Source organism: uncultured Caballeronia sp., from assembly GCF_964243625.1.
Classification (GTDB): domain Bacteria; phylum Pseudomonadota; class Gammaproteobacteria; order Burkholderiales; family Burkholderiaceae; genus Caballeronia.
This window is the reverse complement of the sequence record NZ_CAXTGZ010000554.1, coordinates 1-3992: the sequence shown is the minus strand read 5'-3', so window position 1 is coordinate 3992 and position 3992 is coordinate 1. Positions and strand designations below refer to the sequence as shown.

Genomic DNA, 3992 nt, shown 5'->3' with positions numbered 1-3992 from the left:
CGGTCGAACTGTCGGTATCGGAGCGTCATGTCGACATGATTGGCGACGGTGTCGACCTGGCGGTTCGCCATGGGCGACTCGTAGACTCTTCCCTCACTGCCAGAAAGCTGTCCGAGACCGACTTCGTGCTGGTGGCGAGCCCCGCGTATCTGGCCGCGAGGGGCGTGCCGGCGCGGCTCGCGGATCTCGATCAGCACGCTTGCATCGTCTTTGCGAAGGGCCGTGAGCGATACCCCTGGGCGCTCAAGGTCGGGCGGGAGTCTGTTTCTTACGTTCCGCACGGCTCGCTGCTGACCGGTGATGCCGAGCACATCCGTGCGGCTGTGCTGAGCGGCCTTGGCATTGCTCAGGCTCCATACTGGCTGCTCGCGGAAGAGATCCGTAACGGGCAGGTCCAGGTCCTGTTGCCGGCGTTGCAGCCCGAGCGCGTGCCGATCCATCTTGTTTATCCGACTGGCCGGAGGGTACCGATGAGGGTGCGGGTGTTCATCGAGTATCTTGTGGAGGCCTTTGGGAGTTCCGGGGTTTGATACATCACTGAGACGAGTTCAGCTTGCGGGTTGGCGTGTCGGGGACTAAAGAAGATCGCCACACTGTCGATAAACAACGTGCAGCGGCATTTTTGGAGCATCCGGTCCGGATAGGCAGCCTCGATCCGGCGAGTGGTCGCTTCCCCTGCACGCCATGTAGCAAAAGATCGATAACGCAAGATTCGAAAACGCACAACCTACGGGAAAAATCGAAGTGAGAAACAGGTACGCAGTATGGCTCGCGCTAGGCTTGGTGATTGTCCTCAATGGCACCGCAAACGCTCAAATGAGTCCCTTGCCGAATCTTGGATTCAAGCTCGGCGACGACATCCCTTCGGTCCAAACCGCATTGAATACGCAAATGCAGGTCGAACCGGAAGTCCGCAATCCGGCATTGCCCAGTTTTGTCGCCGATCCGAACAAGGGCAAGACGGATCTACACCTCCGAACGCGTGGCATCTGGGTATTCTTCAATCCGGCAGGCCATGTTGAGACGATACGGCTTGATGCTCCTTACACGGGAAGCGTACTCGGCATCAAGATCGGGGATAGCCTGAGTAAAATAACTTCGACCCTTGGCAAACCAGTGAAGAAGCCGCCGCTTGTAATGCCCGGGACACAAGCCTTGATATACGTTCTTGACGACGCAGCGTATGTTCGATTTGACGTCAACGACGACGGCGTTCAGACGATACTCATCATTCGTTGATATAGCTACGGCACGAACGACGGTTGACTATCCGGCTCGGATCGACCTCAAACCGGCGAGGGGGGCGCCTTATCTGGGCGCGCCGGGCCGAGGTCAAACCATTGCGGTCAGTCAAGCTCTCCGGGGCGGACGCCTCTGCGCCTGGCTCCTCGCCCAAGCGGAGAACTTTCCATCCTCATCCCTTGACCAACCCTCCATCGACCACCAGGTTCTGCCCCGTCACCGCGCGGGCCCATGGCGAGAGGAAGAACAGCACTGCGTCGGCGAACTCGGCAGGCGTCGTGACCCGGCGCAGCGGCGTGAATCCCGCGACCATGTCAAACACGGCTTCGGGCGTCGCGCTGCTGGCGTCGGTCGTGCGCAGCAGGCCGCCAGACACCATGTTCACCGTGATGCCGTCTGGTCCGAGATCGTTCGATGCGGTTCTCGTCAGCGCGAGCAACGCCGCTTTTGCCGCCGTGTAATCGTGATACGGCACAACAGGATTCTGGAACAGATTGGTCCCGACATTGACGATACGGCCAAAGCCGGCGGCGCGCATCGCAGGCAACGCGGCCTGAATCGTGTTCAGCGCGCCCTTGAGCGCGCCATCGATCTGCTGCTGGAAGCGCGCCCATTCAATGTCGCCGATCTTTGGACGCGCGTCGCCATCGAAGCTGAAATTCGCGAGCGCGTTGTTCACCACGGCATGCACCGGGCGGCCAGTTTTCGCGTGAGCCTCGTCGAAGAGACGCGCGACCGACGCCTTGTCGGTGATATCGGCCTGAATCGCCACCACGCGCGGCCCGAGCCGCTCCGCGAGCGCTTTCGCCTGAACTTCGCTACGACGATAGTTGATCACGACGCCGGCGCCCTCGCGCGCGAGCGCTTCGGTGATCGCCGCACCGAGCCCGCGTGCGCCACCGGTCACGAGTACGTTCTGTTCAGGCAGTAGCATCGATTTCTCCAAAGTTCGTTTGGGACTGGATCGGAGCATTATGCAGGAGGGTCTGGTCGCCGCGCGGTTCGGCTATTCGCAATCGCCGGATTTCTGTATTGGCGATGATCTCGCGCTGATCGACGCCCCCATTCGCTCAAGGCGTGACATCAATCATTAGATGGATTGATCTGTCCTCCGTACTATTTCGCGATTAATATGACGCCTTTCGCCGGCAGCCATGTATTGACCGGCCGTCCCCTATGAGAACGACCGACCATGCCACACGAGACACCAAAATCACCGCATAGCGAGCAGCCGGCAGAGCATCATGCGGCGCCGCCGCATCGGCGGATCGTTCTAGATGACCGGCACCACGTGACAACGCACGGACTCAGGACTTACTTCTGGCATGACATCTATCACATCGCGCTGACCGCCAAGTGGCCGGTCTTCTTCGGTGTCGTCGCGTTGCTGTTCCTTGTGCTCAACCTGGGTTTCGCGCTGTTATTCCAGATGGGGCAGCACGCGATCGCGAATCAGGCGCCCGCCGGTTTGCTCGGCGCGTTCTTCTTCAGCGTCGAAACGCTCGCGACGGTGGGCTATGGCGACATGCATCCGGCGACGCTGTACGGTCATGCGATTGCGACGGGCGAGATCTTCGTGGGCATGTCGGGCATCGCGCTGACGACCGGCATGATCTTCGCGCGGTTCTCGCGGCCTCGCGCGCGCATTCTGTTCGCGAACAATGCTGTGGTTCGTCCTATCGATGGCCGTCTGACGCTGATGGTTCGCGCCGCGAATGCGCGGCAGAACGTCATTGTCGAGGCTAAGGCGCGGATGCGCGTGATACGTTCGGAGACTACCCCTGAAGGCTTTTTCTCGCGCAAGGTGCACGACCTGCCGCTCATCCGCGACCAGCATCCGGCATTTCTGCTGAGCTGGAGCCTGATGCATGTGATCGATGAAAACAGTCCGCTCCACGGAGAGACGCTCGAGTCGCTCGAAGCAAGCAACGCCGAATTGATGCTGATGGTGGAAGGTCTCGACGAAACCACCATGCAGCCCATGCAGGCGCGCCGCAGTTGGCCGCCTGAGTCAATTTTATATGGCCATCGATACGTCGATTTGCTCTCGGTGCAGAACGGCGAAACGCATATCGACTACGCGAAGTTCAACGAAGTCGTGCCGCTTTGAAGCGGCTCAGGCAAGCCGCGTAGCCGAGCGTCCGACGAACAGATAATGCAGCAAGGCGAGAAGCGGAAACACGCTGGCGACGCTCGCAATCAAGGTCCAGCCGCCGCGCTCGAACAACGTGCTCGCAACCGCCGATCCGCATGCACCGCCTATGAAAATGCTGGTCATATAAAGCGCATTCAAACGATTACGGCTTGCGGCATGAAGTCCATAAATCTCGCGCTGGCCGATCACCATGTTCATCTGCACGGCAAAGTCGAGCACGACTCCCGTCACCACGAGGCCGGCCACGCCCCACGCGGGATGGATGAGCAACGGCATGAACGACAATGCGGCGAGGATCAAGGCAATCAGGGTGCCGAGCCGGGAATGACCGGCATCGGCGAGCCGTCCTGCGAGTGGCGCCGACGTCGCGCCCATTGCACCGACCAGTGCAAACAGCGCGACGCCGTTCTGCGTCAGCCCGTGATGGCGGATCAGCTCGACGGGCACGGCGGTCCAGAACAAGCTGAACGTGGCGAACATCAGCCCTTGATACAACGCACGATGCCGGAGGACCGGCATGGTTGCGACGAGCGTGCCGAGCGAGCGGATCAGTTGCACATAGGTGGCCTTGTGATCGGGCTGGCGCGACGGAATG

5 protein-coding genes are annotated in these 3992 nt (G+C 60.4%); 3 read left to right on the top strand and 2 right to left on the bottom strand.

Annotated features, from left to right (window positions below; genetic code table 11):
* Both ACFFAR_RS26865 and ACFFAR_RS26860 read left to right on the top strand, forming a co-directional pair.
* On the top strand, positions 1–530 hold a 530-nt coding region (locus ACFFAR_RS26865; protein ID WP_375508790.1), incomplete at its 5' end, for a substrate binding domain-containing protein.
* A 250-nt stretch (positions 531–780) separates the two neighbouring features.
* Positions 781–1239: a hypothetical protein gene (locus ACFFAR_RS26860; protein ID WP_375508789.1), complete on the top strand. Its 459-nt coding sequence runs from the start codon at positions 781–783 to the stop codon at positions 1237–1239.
* A 175-nt stretch (positions 1240–1414) separates the two neighbouring features.
* Here the strand turns inward: ACFFAR_RS26860 and ACFFAR_RS26855 are convergent, their stop codons facing one another.
* Positions 1415–2176: a 3-oxoacyl-ACP reductase gene (locus ACFFAR_RS26855; protein ID WP_174365440.1), complete on the bottom strand. Its 762-nt coding sequence runs from the start codon at positions 2174–2176 to the stop codon at positions 1415–1417.
* Positions 2177–2434: 258 nt separating this feature from the next.
* On the opposite strand from ACFFAR_RS26855, the gene ACFFAR_RS26850 reads away from it, so the two are divergent.
* Positions 2435–3352, top strand: coding sequence for an ion channel (locus tag ACFFAR_RS26850; RefSeq protein WP_375508788.1), 918 nt, complete (start codon positions 2435–2437; stop codon positions 3350–3352).
* 6 nt (positions 3353–3358) lie between these two features.
* On the opposite strand, the gene ACFFAR_RS26845 is transcribed toward ACFFAR_RS26850, so the two are convergent.
* Positions 3359–3992 (bottom strand): MFS transporter (locus ACFFAR_RS26845; RefSeq protein WP_174365731.1); only part of this gene is annotated, 634 nt, incomplete at its 5' end.